At 59.8% G+C, this 20,465-nt stretch carries 12 protein-coding genes and 2 pseudogenes; 10 read left to right on the top strand and 4 right to left on the bottom strand.

Translation table 11 applies throughout. The features are described 5' to 3' along the window. Positions 1 to 34: 34 nt before the first annotated feature. Positions 35 to 229, top strand: coding sequence for a hypothetical protein (locus JHD80_RS01765; protein WP_199084649.1), 195 nt, complete (start codon positions 35 to 37; stop codon positions 227 to 229). Between the two features lie 30 nt (positions 230 to 259). Here JHD80_RS01765 and istB read toward each other — a convergent pair. Next, positions 260 to 1,053: pseudogene (gene istB / locus JHD80_RS01760) on the bottom strand (IS21-like element helper ATPase IstB). After that, positions 1,043 to 2,557: pseudogene (istA, locus tag JHD80_RS01755) on the bottom strand (IS21 family transposase). The pseudogenes istB and istA overlap by 11 nt, the downstream one beginning before the upstream one ends. A 214-nt stretch (positions 2,558 to 2,771) precedes the next feature. On the opposite strand from istA, the gene JHD80_RS01750 reads away from it, so the two are divergent. The 3 genes from JHD80_RS01750 to JHD80_RS01740 all read left to right on the top strand — a co-directional run bounded on the left by JHD80_RS01750 (position 2,772) and on the right by JHD80_RS01740 (position 9,285). Further along, positions 2,772 to 4,034 carry a hypothetical protein gene (locus tag JHD80_RS01750; protein ID WP_199084648.1) on the top strand — a complete coding sequence of 421 codons (1,263 nt, stop codon included), beginning with the start codon at positions 2,772 to 2,774 and terminating at the stop codon, positions 4,032 to 4,034. A gap of 701 nt (positions 4,035 to 4,735) precedes the next feature. Continuing rightward, positions 4,736 to 8,845: an NACHT domain-containing protein gene (locus JHD80_RS01745; RefSeq protein ID WP_199084647.1), complete on the top strand. Its 4,110-nt coding sequence runs from the start codon at positions 4,736 to 4,738 to the stop codon at positions 8,843 to 8,845. Between the two features lie 167 nt (positions 8,846 to 9,012). Continuing rightward, positions 9,013 to 9,285 (top strand): hypothetical protein, encoded by a 273-nt coding sequence (locus JHD80_RS01740; protein WP_199084646.1) that lies wholly within the window; start codon positions 9,013 to 9,015, stop codon positions 9,283 to 9,285. Between the two features lie 421 nt (positions 9,286 to 9,706). Here JHD80_RS01740 and JHD80_RS01735 read toward each other — a convergent pair whose 3' ends face one another. Continuing rightward, on the bottom strand, positions 9,707 to 10,126 hold the full coding sequence (locus tag JHD80_RS01735) for a DNA-binding protein (protein WP_199084645.1): 420 nt from the start codon (positions 10,124 to 10,126) through the stop codon (positions 9,707 to 9,709). 125 nt (positions 10,127 to 10,251) lie between these two features. Between JHD80_RS01735 and JHD80_RS01730 the strand changes: the two genes are divergently transcribed. From JHD80_RS01730 to JHD80_RS01705, 6 genes are all read left to right on the top strand, one after another. After that, positions 10,252 to 11,322, top strand: coding sequence for an AlbA family DNA-binding domain-containing protein (locus JHD80_RS01730; protein WP_199084644.1), 1,071 nt, complete (start codon positions 10,252 to 10,254; stop codon positions 11,320 to 11,322). Positions 11,323 to 12,289: 967 nt separating this feature from the next. Then, a complete protein-coding gene (locus JHD80_RS01725) occupies positions 12,290 to 12,634 on the top strand; it encodes a DUF6634 family protein (protein WP_199084643.1) in 345 nt (114 codons plus the stop codon). After that, the gene (locus JHD80_RS01720; protein WP_199084642.1) at positions 12,631 to 13,287 is read left to right on the top strand and encodes a hypothetical protein; all 657 of its coding nucleotides are present in this window, start codon (positions 12,631 to 12,633) and stop codon (positions 13,285 to 13,287) included. Before JHD80_RS01725 ends, JHD80_RS01720 begins: the two co-directional genes overlap by 4 nt. Positions 13,288 to 13,438: 151 nt before the next feature. Beyond that, positions 13,439 to 15,298 (top strand): AAA family ATPase, encoded by a 1,860-nt coding sequence (locus tag JHD80_RS01715; RefSeq protein WP_199084641.1) that lies wholly within the window; start codon positions 13,439 to 13,441, stop codon positions 15,296 to 15,298. Further along, positions 15,288 to 15,647 carry an antitoxin Xre/MbcA/ParS toxin-binding domain-containing protein gene (locus tag JHD80_RS01710; protein WP_199084640.1) on the top strand — a complete coding sequence of 120 codons (360 nt, stop codon included), beginning with the start codon at positions 15,288 to 15,290 and terminating at the stop codon, positions 15,645 to 15,647. Before JHD80_RS01715 ends, JHD80_RS01710 begins: the two co-directional genes overlap by 11 nt. Positions 15,648 to 16,013: 366 nt before the next feature. Beyond that, positions 16,014 to 18,839 carry a transposase gene (locus tag JHD80_RS01705; RefSeq protein WP_199084639.1) on the top strand — a complete coding sequence of 942 codons (2,826 nt, stop codon included), beginning with the start codon at positions 16,014 to 16,016 and terminating at the stop codon, positions 18,837 to 18,839. Here JHD80_RS01705 and JHD80_RS01700 read toward each other — a convergent pair. Continuing rightward, the gene (locus tag JHD80_RS01700) at positions 18,832 to 19,809 is read right to left on the bottom strand and encodes a helix-turn-helix domain-containing protein (RefSeq protein ID WP_199084638.1); all 978 of its coding nucleotides are present in this window, start codon (positions 19,807 to 19,809) and stop codon (positions 18,832 to 18,834) included. The genes JHD80_RS01705 and JHD80_RS01700 overlap by 8 nt on opposite strands. Positions 19,810 to 20,465: the final 656 nt, after the last annotated feature.

Raw genomic sequence — 20,465 nt, 5'->3', positions numbered from 1 at the left:
ATCTGCAGTTTGAGCTGCCTCGGGTGGATTGGCGATGATCAATTTGTATGCCGCAGAGGACGGGGCCGAGACCAGTTCCAGCGAGCTCGCCGCGGCCGTATGGATCGACCTTCTCAATCCGACGAGTGACGAGGTCCGGCAGGTGGAAGACCTGATACGACGCCTTCTTCCATCGCTTGCAGCACTGACTGTTGATTTCCACCGAGAAGTGGCCTTGGGTTTTCACTGAGAAGTGACCCGCCCAAATGGTGTTGTTTGTTCAGGTTGCGGTCAAGTTTTTGGCTTTCTCCCTGGCTGGCTTGTCGGGCTTTGCCGAGCTGTTCCTGAAGCGGAAGCTGTCGTTTCCGGTCTCGATGATGTGGCAGTGATGCGTGAGGCGATCGAGCAGGGCTGTGGTCATCTTGGCATCGCCGAAGACTGTGGCCCATTCCGAGAAGCTCAGATTGGTGGTGATGACGACGCTGGTGCGCTCGTAGAGCTTGCTCAGCAAGTGGAAGAGCAAGGCGCCGCCTGATGCACTGAAGGGCAGGTAGCCGAGCTCATCGAGGATGATGAGATCGGCGTAAGCGAGCCGGCTGGCGATCTGTCCTGCCTTGCCCTGAGCCTTTTCCTGTTCGAGAGCGTTGACGAGCTCGACGGTGGAGAAGAAGCGGACCGCTTGTGATGGTGCTCGATGGCCTGGACTCCGAGAGCCGTAGCGACATGGGCCTCGGCAGTGCCGGGCCCTCCCACCAGGACAACGTTGTGAGCGTCCTGGAGGAACTCGCAACGATGCAGTTGGCGCACGAGCGCCTCGTTGATTTCGCTGCTGGCGAAGTCGAAGCCGTTGAGGTCGCGATAGGCCGGGAAGCGCGCGGCCTTGAGTTGATAGGCCGTTGATCGGATCTCTCTCTCGGCCATCTCCGCCTTCAGGAGCTGCGACAGGATCGGCACAGCGGTCTCGAAGGCCGGTGCCCCCTGTTCAGTCAGGTCGCTGATGGCCTGGGCCATACCGTGCATCTTGAGGCTGCGCAGCATGATGACGATGGCCCCGCTCGCAGGATTATGACGCATGGCGCACCTCATCGGCCGGGCGCAGGGCGTCATAGCGTTCGACATTGGCGCACGGCTCGGAGGGCGGAAGGGGCTTCGACCGTTGACGCGATCATCGGTGCGCCGTCGATCAGCCGATGAAGCAGGTTGATGATGTGGGTCTTGGTCGGCACGCCAGCCTTCAGGGCCAGCTCGACCGCTGCCAGCACGACCTCCTCGTCATGCTGCAGGACCAGGGCCAGGATCTCGACCACCTCCCGGTCGCTACCTGGCGTTTTGAGTAGATGCTTTTGCAGCGATCGGAAGGCCGGCGGCATTTCGGCAAAGGGGGGACCGTTACGCAGGGCCCCGGGTTTGCGCTGGAGGACGGCCAGATAATGCCGCCAATCGTAGACCGTCCGGCTGAGACTATCATGCGAGCGGGCGAAGACCCGGAGATGTTCGCAGATGGCCTACCCCTCGGCGACGATGACGATCCGGTCGGGATAAACACGCAGGCTCACCGGGCGGTTCGCAAAGGACGCCGGCACGCTGTAACGATTGCGCTCCAGATGGACCAGGCAGGTCGGAGAGACGCGCTTGGCGTACTCGACGAAGCCATCGAAGGGGCGCGGCATCGCCATCAGGTGATCTCCTCGGCCCCATACGTCGGCGATTGAACCAGGTTGCGTGCCGTGCGTGGTCTGCGACCACAACTCCCGACATCGGGTCTCCAGCCAGTCGTTCAGTGCCTCCAGCGACGGGAAGTTCGGCAGGGGCTGCCAGAGACGATGTCGGGCATCCTGCACGTTCTTCTCGATCTGCCCCTTCTCCCAGCCCGAGGCCGGATTGCAGAACTCGGCCTCGAACAGGAAGTGGCTCACCATGGCCGAGAAGCGGATGTTGACCTGACGGTCCTTGCCGCGGCCGACCTTGTCGACGGCCGTCTTCATGTTGTCGTAGATGCCCCGCCGCGGCACGCCTCCCAGCACCCGGAAGGCGTGATTATGAGCATCGAACAGCATCTCATGGGTCTGGAGCAGGTAAGCCCGCAGGGTAGAGGCGCGGCTGTAGGACAGCTTCACATGGGCGACCTGGAGCTTGGTGCGCTCGCCGGCGATGATCGCCCAGTCCTCCGACCAGTCGAACTGGAATGCCTCGCCCGGCACAAAGGCCAGGGGGACAAAGGTGCCGCGACCGCTGGTCTGCTGCTCGCGCAGGCGGGCGGCCTTCCTGCCCCGGGCGAAGGCCGCAACCCGATTGTAGGAACCCTCATAACCGAGCAGGATCAGGTCGGCATGTAACTGGCGGACCGTGCGCTTGTGCTTGCGCGACTTGCCGCCTTCGATCCGCAGCATCGCCGAGAGCTTGGCAGCATAAGGATCGAGTTTGCTCGGCCGGTCCGGAACATGAAACCGAGGCTCGACGCTGTCCGAGCGCAGGTATTTGCGGACCGTGTTCCTCGAAAGCCCGGTGCGTCGGGAAATTCCCGGATCGAAAGATGATTCCGCCCATGCCAGCGGCGGATGACACTCAATAACTCCATGTCGATCACTCCGAGGTCCCCCGCGTATCCCGCGTGAGACGTGGTCAAAACATGGGTCAAGTCTCGATGGAAAAATCCCCGCCTAACGGGTCACATCTCGGCGGAAATCAACAACGAGGGTAGCCGCGCGGGCCCGGAACGGCCCGTCGCGGCAGTTTGACGTCATGCACTAAACCGCTCAATTACGCGCAGCTCACTTTATTGGATAAGCGTCGTGTATCCCGGGCGTACGGAAGATCGACTTGACCTAGCTGAGTTGTCGTTCCTGACAACGCCTTTGGCTTCTATCTCGACCATGGAACTTTCGCGCGGTTTGGTCCTGCGAAAGTCGAGCGCCGGCGCTTTCCTCCACGGCGGCCAATCGACCCTGGATCTGGGGAAAGATGCGAAGCCCGGGCTTCCGGAGCTGAGCAATGCGCGACGTCTCGCCGGCGTTCGCTTCCTGGGCTTCGAGGGCCGCGTCGGTTTCACGCTAAAGGCGCCCTTCGGACACGCTATCGACGGAGAGCAATTCGTCGAGGCACTCATCCGACCGACGAACGCCATACAAACGCGACTGCGGGCCGCGGCCGAACGCGTCACAGGTTCCCCTTGGCTGGATGCAGTTTACGGCGAGGTGCTCGTCATCCTCACGACGCTGGTCGGCGAGGGGCACCTAGACGCTCAGGACCTAGACCGCCTTCTGGTCGAACAAGGTCTCCGTGCCTCGCCCACCTACCGATACGCGTTCTATTACGCCAACGTGCACATCGCGATCGAGGACATGAGAACGGTATTGCTTCGCGCGATGAATCGCTTCTCGGCTGCAATTCAACTTCTCGGCCAAATCAACGCAGAACGCCCCACCTGGCACGAGCCTCTCATTTCGACCTGGGAGATCCGTCACTCGTCGCCTTCCACACAGGCGTTGTACGACGCGTACGTCGATTGCACGTTGGCCTGCAGCTCGACGCTCGATCTCCTGTTCAAGGTCCTCTTGCAAACCGCGGTCGAGCCACTCGGCAATCCCGCTTCGCCCGGCCGGGTCGACCTGCCGCTCCCGACCCGCGGAAGGGCGACGCAGGATCTCCCGAAGGCGATCCGGACCAAGGCGAACGATCTCGACGCGACAGTTGCACCCTATGCCCTATCTAACCTGGGAGACGGAGCTTTCTTCGGCCTGAAAGCCTGGAGAAATGAGCTGACGCACAATCTAGGACCCGTTGCATTCGACCTGCCCGTTTACGTGGGGAGCCGCGGCACTCCGGTGAACGGATTGGAGCTGCAGTATGCGCAGTTCATGGCTCCCGATTTGCGCAACACCGGCGAATTGGCGTCGCACGACTGGGTGCCGCGCTTGTACAAGCAACGCCGGGATGCTCTCGATCAGCTGCACGGCTGGCTTGAGGAAACCGTTTTGGCGGTGACGGACACGCTCAGTTGGATTGTGCGTCGGCTGGATCATCGCGCAGCGTCGCAGCGACCGCGAGCCCTGTAATGCCTAGCCGCCGACATGTGGGGACACACGAGCGCAGAGAAGTGCCGAACGTTGACGATTTCGGGTGAACCCAGCAACCCCATTGCCCTCCGGACCCGGCAGGCGATCAGGGCCAACACTGGGTCCGACACGGAAGCTCGCTTCTATTCGATCGACCATTTGTGATGGGCATGAAGTCGCGAGTGCCTGAATCGCCTTTCCGGTGACCCGCCCAGACGACTACGGAATTTCGTTTTTCCAGCAGCGGCGGATCAGCGCAACTTCTAGAGACCGAACGTACATGCCCTCTCCCCGGTGCCAATCTCGCGATAGCCTAGCAGAGCCTGCCGCGCGGGGCAGCAACGCTTCTCCGGTTCCCCTCAGCCGAATTTTCTGACTACCGGAGCGACAACTTCGATAGTGCAGCCGGTCTGGCGAGCAGAGAGCGTGACCGCACCACTGCCGCCCGAAGAGCTGCAGCTTCGCGAACCAGTTCTCATGGCGCTTTCCGGTCGGAGCATCGCACACTCCGTCAGCAGTTTGTTGTGGATCGGGCGACAGGCCCAGCGGTTAAATCGCCGGCCGCTCACATCTGCGCCCAAGGCACGGTTGTACACCTCTGAAACTTTGCAAAGATGGTCGGATCAAAACGCCGCGTTACACTGCGCGCTCTTGTGAGCAGTCGCATCGCGCAGCGAACCCAAGTTTATCGAGGATTTTAGGTGACAACGACCAACTCCGCGGCGCGAATCGATCGCCGCGTTCAGGTTACCATTGGGTCTTCCCAGACACCGGTCGGGGTTCATCGGGTCAGCAATCTGCGAGGCGAGAATTTTGTCGTGCTTTTGGGTGAGCCCGGGATGGGGAAGTCCGTCGTCCTCGGTCAAGAAGCGGAGTTGGAAGGCACCACGGTCGTCAAAGTTCGAGAATTGATCCACGGGCTCGGCGATGACGGCCATCCGACGCTGTTTCTAGACGCCCTCGACGAGTATCGGTCTGACGGGCATGCAGGCGATAAAGCCTACTTTCTCGCCAAAGCTATGATCGCGGCTGCCCCAACCCGTTGGCGAATTTCTTGCCGATCGGAAGATTGGCGAAAGGATGCGGATATCACGCCTATCCAGCGGACAGCCGGAGCGGGCGATATCGTCGTCGCGCAACTGCTGCCGCTCGACAATAACGAAGCTGTCGCGGTGCTCCGATCGCTGGGCGAGGAGGATGCCGACCAGTTCCTAGAGAAAGCCTTCTTGCTCGGCGCTAATGGCTTCACTGAGAGCCCGCTAAGCTTGAAATTGCTCCATGCCGCTGTCGCGCGCGCCGGCCGGTGGCCCAAGACCAGGTTCGAGTTGTTCGCTTCAGCCGTCCAAAACCTGTCGTTTGAGCCGAACAGCGATCTTAAATTCGGCCCGCGCCACTCCATAACAGACATCGTGGACGTGGCATCCGAGGCATCACTGCTGTTGCTCACTACGGGAGCCACGACCATTTGGCGGTCGGGAGGAGTGCCTCCTGCAGGGGCGGATTCCCGCGCTCATCTTCAAGCACAGGATGTTCGGGCGGACCACGGTCTAATGAGGGACACGCTCAACACCGCACTGTTTAGGGGCGAAGGCGAGGGCTTCGAACCAATACACCGAACAGTTGCTGAGTTCCTCGGCGGTAAGGCGCTAGCTGAGGCTGTGAACGCTGCTGGCGACCGGGCGGCTTTACCCTTATCCCGAGCAATTGCCCTGATCACCGGACATGATGCGGTCCCTCCAACCGAGCTGCGGGGCCTTTACGCCTGGTTTGCGGCTCATCTGGCGAACCTCAAGAACGAGGGCGCCGTGCAGCGCTTGATCGAAGCCGATGCGGGGACCGTGTTGGCTTACGGCGATGCGGCGGTATTTTCGACAGACACTCGTCGATCCATCTTATCGAAGCTAAATCGGAACGACCCACACTTCCGAAACTCCGACGCCGGCGTGACGGCCTTCGGCGGTTTGAGCGGCGAAGATCTCGCGGGCGATTTCAGAGCCATTCTCGCCGACCCTGCCGGCAGCGAGCATCTCGCGCTAACCGTTTTCGACGCACTCGCGAGCGGCACCCCGGTAATGTCGTTGCGGCCGCTCCTTCGCGAGATCGCACTCGATCCGAACCGGGTTGAATGGCACCGCAGACGCGCGGCGGAGGCGTGGCTAAATGGCGCTCAAGATCGCGCTGCAAGCTTGCGACAACTTTTCGATGACCTCGCTCCCGAACCGGCTTCACCTGCTCGCGAAAGCCTTCGATGCGACATTGCCGTTTCCCTGCCGCGAGCCATGCTGACGTCAGCTGACATTCGCTCTCTTCTGGGCGATTTCGACCGTTGTTCCTCCGATGACACGATCCTTCGGCTTTTCCAGTTCAAGCGCACACTGCTCACCGAGCCGGACCCAACACTCTTCGACATTTCATCAGCCACTTGGCGGCCGTCAGTTTCAGACCGGCGACGTACCGAGGAAGTAGACGATCTGATCGATGATATTTTGGCGTCAACCATTCGAAAAACCTCAGGACTTTCTGGGGCGAAGATTTGGCAATGGATCGAGAATTCCCGCTCTGACCCATCATCCGATCCAGGAAACGAAACCATCGTGGCGCTGTCGGAGTGGCTCGACTTGGACCCCGCTCACGAGGTCGATCTCTTCAGCGCCATTCTGGACGGTGATGAACCCACGAAGAGCCCGCGACGTGCCGGTTTCGAATACACCTCCGCTACCCGTCGCCGACCGAGCGAAGCGATCATTCGCAGTGTTCTTGATAAGGCGTCTGCCTCGCCGGACCATAAAACTCGGAAGCGGTTGCTGGAGCTTGCTGTCGACCTGGTGAACGGCTCAGGGCCAATTGAGAGCGTCTTTCTGGATACCTACCGCCAGATCGCCTCTCTACCGAACAGCAAAAAGCTGTTGGCGAGCCTCACGACGGTACCAGTTCGTCCGTACAGGACAGCGGCCCACAAGAAATCTCTGGAGCGGAGAGAGCGGCGAAGCAATGCTGTCGCTCAAAACGTGTCGCGTCTGACGCCCCATATCGGATCGTTGAGCTCCGGCGGCTTCGTCCAACACCTTGATTGGGCAGCCCAGCTGTATTTCCGGTCGCACAGCAAAGAAGGCGAACCTTCCGGCCTGGAACTCGTGGCTTCGCATTGCGATCGCGCGATTGCGGATGCGATCGCGCAGGGGTGGGAGAGTATCGCTTGCGGCAGTTTGGAGGTGTCGGCAGCGGAGATCGGCGCGACGTACGCGCAGGGTAATCGATGCTGTGTCGAATACCCTGCAATCGCAGGGCTTGATCGCCTGTTGAACCAGGGTCGGTGCCCCGATCCCGCAACGATGCCGATCGAACTCGCCATCGCGGTTCTGAACTCGGGAGGGGTCGCGATAGATTCCGACCGCCACGGGGAGCTTGAGCAGTGGGCGCTGAAGCGCCTCGAACTCGGCGGCGATAATGGCTCGAAAGCTCTCCTGGACTACTGGACAGGGGCACTCGACGCGGGTGCGAAGGATTTGTCGTCGATGTGGCGCATGCCTGCCCGGGCTGGACAAGAAACTGTGGTCGCTGGCGCTCTCATGAAGCTTCTGGCTGATCGCAAAGTGCTGCCCCTCCAGGCGTTGAGAGCAACGCTTCATGCCGCCACCAGCCAGTTAGAGGCGTCTCAGCTCGCGGAATTGGCTGACGCGGCGCTGGCGGATCCATACCTTACAGGGCGCCCTCGTCTTCTCTGGAGCTTTGTGGCCTTTAACCTCGACCCCGCGGGCCAGGCTGAGCGATTTATCTCCGAGCACAGCGCGTCCCAGATATCGATGTTGTTCGACGAAGGATTGAACGAGGGCTTCGTAGACGTGGCGGCATTGCCCGACCATGCCAAGGCGATCCGCAATGCTGTTATTGTGCGGATATTGGGCCCCGGCGGCATACCTACCGTCCGTGTGATCAAGAAGCGATCGCTTGCAAAAAAGACCATAGGATCTCGCGTACTAATCGCGATTAACATGCTCGCACAGAATGTAAGTGAAACGGCCGGCCGCCTTTTGAAGGAGCTTATTGCTCGGCCGGACCTGCGTGTGTGGCACGCCGAGCTACGCCACGCTGACGCGCAACATTCTCGTTTGCGCAGGGATCACGAGTTTCGGCACCCAACTTCGATAGCGGTGAAAGCAGCGCTAGCAGGAGGCCCGCCCGTCAACGCGGCCGATCTCCGCGCCGTTGTCCTCGAGGAACTTCTCCAACTCCGCCGTGAATTGCGTTCCAGCGATACGTCGCCATGGAGGAACTGCTGGAACCGAAACTCCCAGGGGCATGCTACAACGCCGCTTAACGAGAACGACTGTCGAAATTATTTGCTCGATCGCCTCCGCGATCGACTGGAAAGATACAAAATCGCTGCGTCCGCGCCCGAGGCCCAGAGGGCAGACGATACGCGGGCTGACGTCCTTTTCGTATCTCAAGCAGGGCGGAATCTACCGCTAGAAGCGAAGCGGCATTACCATCGGAAAATTTGGACTGCCGCGTCGACGCAGCTCCAGGGCTATGCCGCCGACGATGGCGCGGACGGCTTCGGCGTCTATCTCGTATTTTGGTTCGGAAGCGAGGTGGAGCAAGCCCCTCCCCGCCCCGATGGAATGCCGGGGCCGACTTCAGCAGAAGAACTGGAGGGGATGCTAATCGCCGACCTCCCCTCAACCTTGAAAGACCGTACCGATGTGGTCGTGCTTGACGTCGCCAAACGGCCGTCGGCCGCGACGGCCCCCTCCTCAAAGAGAACCAAAAAGGCGACGTCGACCAACTTGAAAGACGTTGGTGAATCCTAGATCGAATGAGACCACCACTTTGCATAAAGCCCTCGGCTTTTGCGGCACCGAGGACTTTATGGCTGAGCAAGACGTGGGGTGTCCTTAGGCAGCTATACAAACATCTGCTCGATCTAACTCTTCGTCAACGACCATTCGCATCGAGCGAAATATAAATGTAGCGTCACTTGGCCATGCCCTTCTCTCGAATTACCGACGCTGTTGATATGGCTCGCGCTCAAGCTGCTTTCGATATCGCTTGGGGCAAGGTTGGACCGGCGGTCAGTAAAGCCGACCTCGATGAGGCGCGCACGCAACTGGCGCTCATTGTGGCAAGCCTGGTCCACGTCGCTATCGACGAGGAAGAGCTGGCCCAGCGTACAGTGGACCGGTTTAACAAGAAACCCGCCGAAAGCCGATCTGACCGGAAAGCTCTCCGACACAATCGGACTGCAAAGTAAGTGTTCTCGTCGGAAGTAAGAAGAGTGCGCGCCCCTCACTAAGGATCAATTGCGCATCAAAGAGGGAAAGTGGATCACCGCTGCGGACGAATGCCTCGCATGATCGATCATTGCCCATTTATGCCATAACCCCTGCAGTTATCGCAAATACACCCAAATGGAGGACGTTTTGGGTCTGAGGTTCTGGCCTGCTCTACCAGCGGCGCCAGGAACAGAGTTTATGAAGGCGGGCCAGACACTTTCGCTCGCTGCTAGGCGAGCGAAGGCACGACGCGCGCGGGACCTTGAAAAGCAGGAGAAGGCAAAGGAAACGAAGCGGGATCGACCTACGCTAGTTTTCGATCAAGACCGCGATCCGAACCCGCGAGAATAAGCCGGTGCCGAGAAGTCGCGTCTGTTGCCAATCCCAGGCGACGCTTGCCTAAGATCTGGCTGCGCTGAGCTCGGCCGTGAGCCTCTCGACATCTCGCCGTAAGTACGAAATCTCCAGCTCAAGCTTGTCGGCCGCTGCCAACGCCTCGTCGCGGATCTCTCGCTCGATCGCGATCCCAGCGACTGCATTCTGGCGCTCGATCACGAGTTGCTTGCTCGCAACTTGCATTGCCGCTTCCCACATGTCGGATGCTGTCTGAGCGACCGTCGTCTGGAGAAAGGCTGGCAACCCTGCAAGCTCAATCCCTGGCTGGTATATGCGGGTCGCCTTCCAGGTTGCCAGATGCGGACCTATGTCGCGATACGATCCCCCATAGGTCAATTCCCGCCGTACGGTCCGGATAGAGACGATCTCGCCCTTGGCCCGCAAAGTGTCGGCCACCATCCAGACTTCGGCTTTCGTAGGCATTGTCTCTCCGCAGGCTGCCGAATGCTAAGCGGGAAGCAATGAACGCCTCGTCAATGACCGACACTGGGACCGCACTCGCCGTAGCGTGCTTGAATTTGGTGGAATGTAAGCAGGAGATACGACGCATGCGAGGCAAGCCGATCGAGCTGGTTACCCTTGAGGACATCGATCAACTCATCTCCGATAAGGTGGCAGAGGGGCGACGCATCGAATTCAAATCGGATATTCCGGTCAGTGCGGAGGAGCAGCGTGTCCACGCGAAGGGAAACCCCGGGGAAAGAGCGCTCGATCGATCTTGGGTTCAGGGGAAGAAGTTCTCGAAATTCGGCCGCGATGCTCTTCTGGAAGAGATCGTCGCCTTCGCGAATGCAGAAGGGGGAACCCTCATTCTAGGGATGGAGGAAACGTCCGACCAACCCGCCCGTGCCAGTCATATAAATCGCTTGCCGGACGTCGCGGGCCTTGAGCGACGGCTTCGTGATGTGATCGTCGACTGCATCGAGCCCCGCCTCCCCTACTTTGCCGTTCGTGCGCTCCCCATCGCCAAAGACGGATCCGGAATTGTGCTGATCGAAACGGGGGCATCGGCACTCAGTCCCCACTGGGTATCGTGGTCCCGAAAGCCGACAATTCGACGCGAGGACCGCTGTGATACGCTCACGATGTCGGAGGTTCACGAAATGGTACTGAGGCACTCGCGGCGCATCGATGCGATGACGAGCCTTCTCGTTGCCGAACGCGTCTCCTTCTTCAAAGCGTTTCGAGACAACGTACGGAGAAGGAAACCCTCGAATTACATGGGTGACACCGCCCAAATGATCAAAAAATGGCTCGACGAAACCGGCCAGTCAGCGTTAGGCGCGCAAGTCGTGGTGGTTCCGCATTTCGGCCTTGGGATGCCGCGCTTGGAAAGATTGGCGGGTTTGGTTCCCCCGGCCGACGCGATCACAGTTGAGGGCCCAGCGGGTCCATTCAAGACCCAGTTTCTCGCGCCGTACGAATACGCCTCTAGCAACCCGGGCAAGATACTGGGTGGTGTCAGGGCCGATCAGACGGGCGGCTTCGACAAGTCGGTTCGCGCAATGCGTGACGGCACTGTCGCCGTTTCGTTCAAGCCGGTGCAGCTGGAATGGCGATGGGCTTGTTCGATCAGCTCCGTAGGAAAGCTAGCTACCCATCCACCCCAGCTGAGGTAGCGATAGACATTGTCACCCGCGGCCATGTGGGGGTCGGCGGGATCTCGCATGTCGGTCACCAAGGATCGTTCGGGCGGCTGGACGAAGACGTGCAATTCCCCACCTACACGCTCGGAGAAACGCAGGACATTTCCGACATTCTGCAGGAGGTCGGAGCCGACCTGATGAATGCTGGCGGAATGCCGAGTTCGCATCTTCCGCCCGTGTGGTGGGACGATGGGTCGGGCTCCTGATCCGCCGTCCAGGTTATGCCGGACGCGAACGGCTCACACTCCGGTGACAAGGCCAGCGCCCCGATTAACCAGCCAACCGCCAAACGTTAGGAATTTGGTAACGATTCTGCAGATATGGTGCTCTTCAGAAACGCACTAGCGCTTATGGGAGAGTTGCCGAGCAAACCAGGTTATGGCTCCAGCCGCCGCCATCTCCTTCGGCCAACCCGCCTGGGTCGCACGGAGGAGAACGGCCCGAAGCGACACATCAAGGGCACGAGCAGCATCCAGCATGCCCTCGTCATCCGAGCCCCAGTCCAATTTCGCAGGCGGGTCGATCCTCTGGCGCAACATTCCCCCGATCGCTTGCGCGATATGGTCGGGTGGGCCGCTCCTGGCCCAATTCTGGACCGTGCGGACGGGCAACTTCTGCTCACGCGCAAAGCTGGTTTGCGTGTGACCCAGCGCCGTCAAGGCCTCTTTGAAGGCAGCTCCGTCCATCTGCTTCCTGTTGCGTCAAGCAGTGGTGTGAATCAGCCGGCCAATCCTTGAGACCACGATCACCACTTCGCTCGACAGTGCAAGCAGCCGAGTTAACGCGGCGTTGAGCTCAATCCTTGCTCAGCGGCCAACGATTCATGATCCAGTCATGGATTGCACCATTCTGGTGTAGCTCAATCCTTTTAAAGCCGCCTTCGGTCGAGCCACGCTCCCGCTGCGGACAATCCTTCTTCCAAACCCGCTGGAGACCAGGAATGACGTTCGAGGACCCGCAGTCGCGCGCCGACGCTTTGGAGAGGATTCGCCTCCTCCAAGCCCTGACCGATGACCTCACCGATATCGTCGCCGGAACGCGCCCAACGTCGCAAGACCTCCGGGAGGCGGTCGTGATGCGCAACTTCGTGATCGGCCAGCACCAGGTGCCCAACCTCATCGGCCTCGCAGACGGCCATCCCCGCCTCGGCACGAGACTGATCACGACCTCGCAGCTCTTCTTCGTCGACCCCAACCGAAAATGGGCTCGGACCTTCTCGCGCTTTTACAGGCTGGAACATGGATCCGAGACAGCGGATCTCTGGCATCGAGGACTGGCGTCATGAAATTGCAGCCAACAAAGGCCGGCGGCTGCTTTGCCCTGCCGAATTACGGAAGCTTGGAACTCATCATCCATATCGAAGCCGACCCCAGAGCTCTTTCGTGCGCCCCGTTCGATTTCCATACAATCCTGCCGGCACGTAAAGCCGATGCCTTCCGTCACATGTCAGCCTATCTGCTGCGTCACGAGGCCGGGGTCTTTGTCATCGCCGTCAAGAACCACGATTTCGCCAGCACCCGACACCTCCGCGATGCCTGGTGCGAGGCCGATCGCATCCTCGCAGGCCGCAACATCTGGCTGTTCTCGACCACAAGTGAAGCTCTCCAGGCTGAACCACACTGGTCAAATGCACAGCAAGTTGCACGCTGCGCCAGATCGGAAGTCCACCCGCACGATGAAGCCCGCGTCATCGACTTCCTCGAGGGAGCAGGTCAGGCACCGCTGATCGAGTGCGCCCGACGCTGCGAAGCAAGCTCAGATAGCTGCGACGCTGCCCTTAAGCTCGTCTCAAACGGCACGTTGCACTTCGATGCGTCGACGCCCCTCACACTCAATAGCCCCGTGCGCCTGGGATCATTCTCCCCCTGCGCCCCGATCGCCTGGTTGAGCTCCAACGACGCGCAAACCGCCTCCGGCGCAATACGCGAACAATGGTAGCAGAGAGCCGGTAGCGCTACCCGCTACCCGGCCAAACAGAGTCGACGATTTCGCCTTGGGATCGTTCTCGACCATCGTCTTAGACACCTTCAAGGCGCCCTCGCCCCTGCCTTCAGGCCATCACAGTCGTGTCGCTCGCAAAGGCCATATGATGACCACCGACGCCCAGCTCCCCGACGAGCTTCTCATCGAAGACGACAAGGAGATCGCCGTCCGCGCCAGCGCGCACCTGCCGTTGTTGATGCTGGACGACGCGATGCCACGGATGCTGATCAAGGACGTTCACCGTCGGCGCAGTTTCATCGCCATCATCGAACCGCCCTCACGCGATTGGTTCGACATGATCCACCAGGCAGCCCGGGTGCGCCTCCGTCCGGCCAACTTCATCGCCGTCGAGAAGAAGTCAGGCGATACCAACAATGCCTTCCAGGACAGCTCGCTGCGCGCCGCCATGGAAGTTGGGCAATCCTTCGTTCTGATTGTGATGGACGCCGAGGCCCAGGCATCTCCCTCGGTACTCGCTTGCGCCGATTACCGGTTCAAGATCCCCCATCCGGCTAACTCCCAGATCGCCGCTACCCTTCGCGCCGTCTACGGCAATGTTCGCATCGGAAAACTCCCGACAGCCATCGGCGCGACCGCCCCTGCTAGCGCCCTTCTCGCCGCCATCAGGCCCTCGGAATTCGCCGGCCGCGCTGTCGCACGCTTATATGCGCTCGACCAGCGCCTCTCCAGTTCTCCCAGCCTTGCGGATGGACCATCTCTGTCGGATCTGGCCGGCTACGGCGCGGCCAAGGAATGGGGCCTTACACTGGCTCGCGACATCCAGGCCTATCGCGCGGGTGAATTGGGCTGGGCGGAACTCAGCAGCGCCGCGCTGCTGCATGGCGAACCCGGGACCGGCAAGACGCTCTTCGCCTCTGCGCTTGCGCGACAGTGCAAGATACCGATCGTCTCCACCTCAGTCGGGAAACTGTTCGCGACAACCGACGGATATCTCAACTCCGTCGTAAAGGCTCTCGATCAGGCGTTCAGCGAGGCTCGGGCAAAAGCGCCCTGCGTGCTCTTCCTCGACGAGATCGACGCCCTCCCCAGCCGCACCGCGCACCGTGGCGACCATAACGATGGCTACTTTCACGTGGTCGTCACGCGCTTTCTGAAACTGCTCGATGACGAGCGCAAAGGCGTCATCATCGTCGCAGCGACAAACCTCTATAGCCGCCTTGATCCCGCAATCACGCGACCGGGCCGCATCGAGCTGCATTTCGAGATTACGCCGCCCTCTGTCAGCGAGCTCGTTGGTGTCTTCCATCACTATATCGGCGACCGCCTCTCAGCCGCGCAGCTTGCATCGCTGGCGGATCTGGCATGTGGCGCAACCGGCGCAGATGTCGCTTTCCGAACCAAAAGTGCCGTCGCTGAAGCGCGCCGCGCCGGACGCGAACTGACTTTCGATGACGTTGCTACCCAGTTCCTCGGCGAAGGTGATGATGATGAGACCCTCCGCCGTATAGCCACCCATGAGGCAGGCCACGCGGTTGTGGCCATGGCGCTCGGGCGCCGCGTCGAGCATGCCTCAACTGTCTCAGTCGGCAAACGCGGCGGCGGCGTTCTGGCCGAAGCGATCGGCAACATCGGGACCCGCGCGCGCATCGAGGAACAGGTTGCCATTCTCTTGGCCGGGCGCGCGGCTGAAGCGCTGTTGCTGGGCGAAAGCTCGTCTGGAGCCTGCGCCGACCTCGAGGCTGCTACCAACCTGGTGTGCTCTATACACGCATCGCTCGGATTGGGCGCTGCCATCACCCAGCGCGCTCCTATCGAGGACGCCAGGCATGCCCTCATCGACCGCAGTTTCCGTGAGGTTGTGGAAGCTGAACTGCGAGTATTGGACGCCCGCTGCCGCGATATCTTGTCCACCCACCTGACCCGACTTCAAGCGATCGCTGACTCCCTGAGCGAGCGTCGCGCCATATCCGGGGATGAATTGCGGAAGCTCTTCAATGACACCTGAAGAGCTTGCTGCACTGACCCGCGCGGTCGCGAAGCTCTTTGAACGCTGGCAGGTCAGCGACGAGACGGGCGCGAGGATCCTCGCGATCGATCTGCGCCGCTATCGCACCTGGAAGCGCGGTGACATGTCCAGGGTCGACGACGACCTCATCCTGCGCCTCGTGGTGCTGCTGAACATCCATGTTCAACTACGGTCGATGTTCATTGGCATCGGGCGTGGATATGCCTGGATGCGCCGGCCGAATGACGCTTTCGGCCAGAGCCCGATCGACCTGATCGCAAGCGGCGAATTGAGTGCGCTCGCCCGTCTCCAGGCCTATCTCGCCGCGGAAACGGAAGCCCCTCTTTAAGCTGGCGCCTGACCGTTCGACCGATCCCACACATTCTGACGTCGGCGCCGCCGGGAGACGCGCGCCCCCCCCCAAAACGCGAGGACTCCTGATGCATTCACGCGATAGCGGGCGGCCATCCCGACACATCTACGTTGGGGGACAAATACACGTTGACCCAATTCAGGGCTCGATAAGCCAACGCGCTTCGAGCCAGGAACCTTCGCCTCCGAAAACGGCGCGCGAGGCCCTTGTAATCGCTCTCGCCCGCATCGCCGCAGAGAAACTCTTCGACGACCTCGTCCGCGACCGGCGGACAACGACGCGAGATGGACTCCTCGATTAATACCGTGTAACATTTAGGGATAACATTTGCGAGCGAGTGACATGAACCTTACTGATGCACCTGAGCGCATCAATGAGTGGCTCGCCCAAGCGGCGTTGCCGCGATCTGAGGAGCTACTAGAGAAAATTCGGAGATACAGCATATTCGGGTTGCGCGGTGCGAAGGATCGCCCGGAACGTCCGAGAGGCCATCGGAAGATTGCAATTTATACGCGGTTTTCGACCGACAGTCAGAAGGCAACCAGCACCGTTCGGCAGGTCGGAAGATGCGAAAAATATGCGCTGACACTGCGTGAAGGAGAGATCAGCTGTTTCTCCGATGAAGCGCGGTCCGGCGCGAACATGGAGAGGCCTAAACTTCAGGAGCTCCTGAGCAGGCTTGATGAGTTTCAGATTGTTATCGTCGAGAATTTCGACCGCTGGTCGCGCGAAGTTTTTGAAGCCATTCCTATGGCTCAGCTTCTGGAGCAGCGCGGTATCGAGTTTCATTGCGCCAAACGGCGCGCGCGTCTGACCAAACAGGATATCGTCTACGCCGCTATGCAGGCGGAGGAAGATACCCGGCGCCGCACAGAGCTCCTCATGGCAGGTTTGGACCAGCTCGTTGAAGGGGGCGGATTGCCTTGGGGTTATAGCTATGGCTACAAGCAGACCATTAAGCCTGGCTTTCCCGAGATCGACGACAGCACCAGACCCATTGTTCTGGAGATATTCGAACGGGTCGCCGCGGGAGCCTCCTTCGAGTCGATTGCGCTATCGCTGACCCGTCGATCCGTTCAGGCTCCGGGTGGGGGGAAAATTTGGTACGGCTCGGCCGTCAAATCGATTGTGAGAAATGCGATTTACGTCGGTTTTATCACGTTTCGTCGCAAGAAAAAGATCGAGATAGACGGCAAAATTGAATATATACGCGGCGACGAAATTCAAGAAAATCAAAACGAACGTTATCGCATCGTCAGCGACGAATTATTCGCAACAGCAAACGATATGAATCCGTATTTGAATGTGGAGGGCCGAAAATCAAAGCCCTTCGTCACTGAGCGGATTGTCAAATCTGTTACCTGTGATTGCCCGGGCGTGGACAATAACAAATTGATCTGGGGTAGAGGTGGGTTACTAAAATGCGTGGAGCGTCACTATAAGAGCGATTGCCATAAGTCCATCCCACGCATACCTGATTTCGGCTCGATCATTCTCAGAGCTGTTTACGAGCATGTATTCGGTAACGATGAGCCCGAAACCTTTGCGTCCGCTTGCCGTGCGCGCTTGGTGGAGCTGGCTGCCGAGAATGATGAGCGTCGCACGCAGCTGATCGCGCAGCACAAAGAAAAAGACGACGCTGCGAACAGGGCCTTTGAGGCGGGCGTCATCAATGGCTGGAGCGGACCACGCGTCGAAGACAATCGACGGCGCATGGAAGCTGACGTCGCATCGCTTTGGTCCATGATTACAGCGCTTCCGGATATGAGCCGCATCAAGATGGATGAGGTCGAGCTCAAGACGTTTCAGGAGACGCTGAGGGAGTTCGAGCAGCGTTTGCCCTTCAAGCCGACGCAGCAGAGCGATTATCTCTTCCTCGAGGCGTTTCAGCGCCTGGTTCCGAAAGTGCAGATTTGCCGCGAAGGACATCGCGAGGGTGCCGCGACCATCCGGATCTGGATTGCCTGCGACGCGATGCTCCTTGCCTCCGATGACCAAGAAACCACGCCGAACGCTATTGTCGATGTTCCGTTCATCCTTTTCGAGAAGACGCTTTGGACCCCTGCTCGATGCGAAAAGGTGAGCGAGTTGGCGCGATCGGGCATCTACGCTTTGACGGATGAGCAGTGGGACCTCATCAAGGATCGTATTGCGTTTGCGCCAAACCATCAGGGTAAAATCCCGCTACGGACGCTCGCAGATGCCTGTGTCTTTCGCCTGAGGACAGGCGTCCCAACCCAGCGCGTTCCGACTTACTTCGCCCCCCAGTTATCGCTCAATTCCGCGGTGATCAGCTTTGAATATTCCGGCCGGCTGGACATCATGGTCGATATACTCGGGGCGCACGATCCAGGCTGGCTCGAAGGCCTCAAGCTCGAACTCGTTGCCACCGGCAAGCGCGGCAAGCGGTCTCTTGCGCGAGTGCACGAAGCCCATCTCCTGGCGGCGAGTGGTGCGAGCAAGCTGACCGATGCGCAGTGGCAGGCTGTCGTGCCAGCGATCAAGTCGATCGAAAACAGGATCGGGGGTCGCGCGTCCAAAATGAACGAAACCAGAGGTACCTTCGACACGATCTTTATCAAACTGAGGACAGGCTGCACGTGGAACCACCTGCCGCCCCCGCTTGGAACTCATGATGAGATTATCCGCAACGTTACGCGGGTGATCTCGTCGGGACGCTGGGATGCAGCCGTCAAGGTATGGGCGAAAGAACACCCGGAGGTCCTGGAAGGCGTCGACATATCCGAGATAAATGATCGGAAGCGTTGGGCCAGCTTAGACCGACAGCGCGATCGTGTCCCGGTTTTCCCCGATGATGTCTGGCGCTCCGTCAGCTGGGCCGAAGCGGTTCCAGAACACATGTTCAAGCCGCTCACCGACGAAGAGTGGATCCTTGCGAGCTCTGTTATCGAGAGAGTCGCTCACCGCTTGAAGCTGCGGCGCCGCGCTGTTTGGGGTCGCGGCACGCTCAACGCGATCTTCTACAAATTGTCGACCCAAGTCTCCTGGGCGAGGATCCCCTCAAGCGCAACAGCGCCTAAGACGAACTGTCGGTACTTCAATCGCTTGATCGCATGCGGAATATGGCAGGAACTTATCACGACGTTTCGAACCGATATGCCCGAAACGCTAAGCCGATTTGGCTATCGGATGCCGTCAGTCAACTAAGCGATAAGCTCGCCCTCCAGATGATAGCCAGGATGCTGCCAACAAAGCCCTCCTGCTCGGATTGATAGGTGGAGTGGTGAATGACTGGCACGCCCCCTAACAGTGACAGGTAGCCCATCACCGGCCCGCTAAGCAGGGTCGGCGACACGAGGACCACGTCGTTCGGCTGCAGATCAGCCGCCGGTGAGAACTCCTCCGTGATCCTCAATGCGAATAAATTCGTGTTGTCGAGTTCCTTCGGCATGAACGAAGCCGGGAAGGTCAAACGACCCTGAACAATCGGACCTCGACCTGGGATATCCGACAGATAGGGGACAAGAACGCTCGCTTGGATACGACCCCTTGCCGGGCGCTTCGACAAAGGACGCCCATAGTCCGCCAGGGCCGGCCCCTGTGTTGCCGGAACTTCGCTCGTCGGCTCTCTGCCATCGGCCAGGCCCGATGGCACACTCCCATCCAGGAGCCATTGCGCGCTCACCTCGAAGGCTTGCCCATACCGCTCTGCGGTTTCTGGTGTCAGGCGGTTCTTGCCGCTCTCGTGACCCGCGTAGGTCGAGTTATTCCAGCCGAAGAATGCTGCTGCGCGGCCAGCGTTCCTGAAGCCCCTGGCAGCCCGCGCAGCAACGAGCCGTCGCCATTGCGGCACGTATGGACGGCCGCTTGCGAGCTGAGCCAGGCGCTCCGTGATCTCTGCGACCGGCGCCTCCCCAATCACACGAACTCGATCCAGCTGCCGCTCGTCCGCCGGGTAAAGCCCCTGCCCTAGCCACTCTGCAGGCACGTCGAATGCCTCGGCGTATTTTTTTATTTGCTCAATGGACCAAGCGCGACTTCCCGCTTCATGGGCGATATACACGGGCGCCGACCAGCCGAAAGCCGAAGCTGCGGCGCCCGCCGAAACGAAGCCCCTCGCGATGCGCGAGCGCCTTAGCCGGTTACCCGCCTTGGGATCCCCGTAAAAGTCGCGCATGGCGTCTCCTCAGCTCAAGGGACAACAACAATCTCGTCCAGAACATAATACATGAGAAAAAATCATCAATTCTCAATTGGGCGTTTCGACTCACTGTGTTGCGCCACGAATTTATCGCGCATCATCCGCGCAAGACACCGCCAGACGGGCGCTATCTGCTTCATCTTTCACCGATGATTTGAAATTGAGGGCGTGGGGCCGACTGTTATCGACCGATAACAGTCCAAAAACGGCGGTCTGAGGAAAAAATACAGAGAACATGAAGCAGATGCCTAAGCCATTGAAGTCAATTCAATTATCGCTCTGAATTGATCAAACCAGCCTGCGCAGAGGCGGCTCGTATTGGCGGTCACCGCGAGCGACGCCCGGGCTGAGATGCTTTTCGAGCGCGGGGTGGGCGTGATTTTTGCCGTCGCACGGAGCTGGGAAATGGACCCCCGCGAGCCGCTGCAGTGCCGTAAGCGATGCAGTACCGCCGAATGCACCCAAGCAAGCCGACGCAAATGGCTCGGCCCGGCGCGAGAACCAATTCATTACTTTTTATCATCAAGTGCCGGCGGTTGGCACGATCCCCTCCCGCGCTTAAGAATCGCGTAGTCCGCCCAGAGCAGGCGTGCTGCGACTCCACGCATGGCCTCCAACTCTCCGCCATCACC

The organism is Allobosea sp. ASV33, assembly GCF_016428755.1.
Classification (GTDB): domain Bacteria; phylum Pseudomonadota; class Alphaproteobacteria; order Rhizobiales; family Beijerinckiaceae; genus Allobosea.
This window is presented reverse-complemented; position numbering and strand designations above follow the sequence as displayed.